Raw genomic sequence first — 1,686 nt, 5'->3', positions numbered from 1 at the left:
TTCGAAATGTTCTCAGTAAAAAAGGTAATTGAAAAGGTAAAAATCTTTCCCTACTAAAAAAGGGAAAGATGATGAAAATTATTTTTTAATATAATGAAGCATAGCAAGTTGACCTAATTTTTCTACCTTGGTTAATGTGTATTTTAGAGTAATATCATCTCCGTTATAAAGGGAGATTCCTTTCCCTAAAATAACAGGTGCAATGGCTAGCTGGAATTCATCAATTAAATTTTCTTTAAAAAATTCACGAGCTAAGTTTCCTCCACCAATTAACCATATATCTTTACCAGACTTTTGTTTTATATTTCTAATGAAGGTTTTGACATCTTCATCAATAAATGAAGCATATTCATCTGATCCACTAACAGATTTAGAAAATACATAATTTTTATAATCACTATATGGATAATCCATATCAAATCCACGAATGACATCATAAGTTCCTTTTCCCATAACAACAGTGTCAATTCTTTCAAGGAGTGAATTGTAGCCAGAATCTCCTTCTGCTTCTGTTGATTCTAACCATTCTAATGTACCATCATCATTTGCAATATAGCCATCAATTGAAGTACCAATGTATAAAATAATGTTACGCTGTTTTTTCATATAAATCTCCATTCCTTTTTTTAAGATGATAGAATTAGTATACGACAAAACTTGTCATTATTTAAAAAGGACGAATACACGTCAAAACCTTCTACCGCATTGACTGATAGAAGGTTACTAAAAGTATTTAAACAGATTTAGTTTTTTATGAAATACCTACAAAAATTGATTATAAAGGCTATTTCATTAAGTAGAAGTGACACTTCATTAATTTAGTGAAGAATAGTTCTTTTAAAATTGAATAACTTTATTGTCTTTTTACAATTTTCTCGGTATTGTAAGTAAGAAATTAACTTTTTCTTCAAAATTCCAGTCAGTGGTCGGTGTATTCTATAATAAATTATAGCCTAACCTTAACCTCCGTACCGTCCTTAGCTTTGACATCTACTAGCACGATCCCTTTATAATTTTTCAGTTCCTTGACGATAGGCTTTAGCGTTTTTTTGTCTATTAGTGGAAAGGTAAAGTCCAGTTTTTTCTTTTCGAAGTACTCTTTTGTCCATTTGTTTAGATTTTGCTGAAAAAGTTTTGAAGCCAAAATGGAAATAACAACGTTTAAAATAGCATATGGAATTGGAAAGTTAAAATGAACGTCTTTTGCTTTCACTTTTACGTGCATCATAAGCAATTCACTATTCAATGAAGACCGAAACGGTATCCCCGTTTGCCGATTTAATATCAATAATTTGTCCATCTAATTCGTTTTCGACTGCTTCCACAATAAGGTTGATGTCTATATCTTTCACGTATTTTTCCGATTGAGGAATACTCGCTGCGATGCTGTGCCCAGCCATTAATACTACCTTGACCAGTTTTATAGGTAAATTAACTGTGACGTTATCATTTTCGGCTGACACAACACGAACTTTTAATGTTTTATCTAAGTAGTTACTCGTTTTTTCAACAAGCTGATTACCTGTTTCTTCTTTCTCTTTTAATACTGCAATCAGTTCTGATGCCTTATCTGCATCAATCTTCCCTTCTTGAACCATTGTTAATACTCTTGTAATTTCCTCTTTCATGATAAATTCCTCCCTATTCCTCTTTTAAGAGTTTAATGGCTTCTTCTGGTGTAATTTC

3 protein-coding genes are annotated in these 1,686 nt (G+C 31.5%); all 3 read right to left on the bottom strand.

Going from position 1 to position 1,686, the window contains the following annotated elements:
* Positions 1 to 78: 78 nt before the first annotated feature.
* The 3 genes from V7014_RS26900 to V7014_RS26890 all read right to left on the bottom strand — a co-directional run bounded on the left by V7014_RS26900 (position 79) and on the right by V7014_RS26890 (position 1,628).
* Entirely contained in the window at positions 79 to 606 is a 528-nt protein-coding gene (locus tag V7014_RS26900; RefSeq protein WP_335512149.1) for a dihydrofolate reductase family protein, read from the bottom strand.
* A 340-nt stretch (positions 607 to 946) separates the two neighbouring features.
* A complete protein-coding gene (locus tag V7014_RS26895; RefSeq protein WP_335512153.1) occupies positions 947 to 1,228 on the bottom strand; it encodes a hypothetical protein in 282 nt (93 codons plus the stop codon).
* Positions 1,229 to 1,238: 10 nt separating this feature from the next.
* Entirely contained in the window at positions 1,239 to 1,628 is a 390-nt protein-coding gene (locus tag V7014_RS26890; RefSeq protein WP_335512148.1) for an SHOCT-like domain-containing protein, read from the bottom strand.
* Positions 1,629 to 1,686 lie beyond the last annotated feature (58 nt).

It is taken from the genome of Bacillus sp. JJ722, from assembly GCF_036963345.1.
GTDB lineage: Bacteria > Bacillota > Bacilli > Bacillales > DSM-1321 > Bacillus_AD.
Note: the sequence above shows the minus strand (reverse complement) of the source record. Positions and strands in the feature narration are given on the sequence as shown.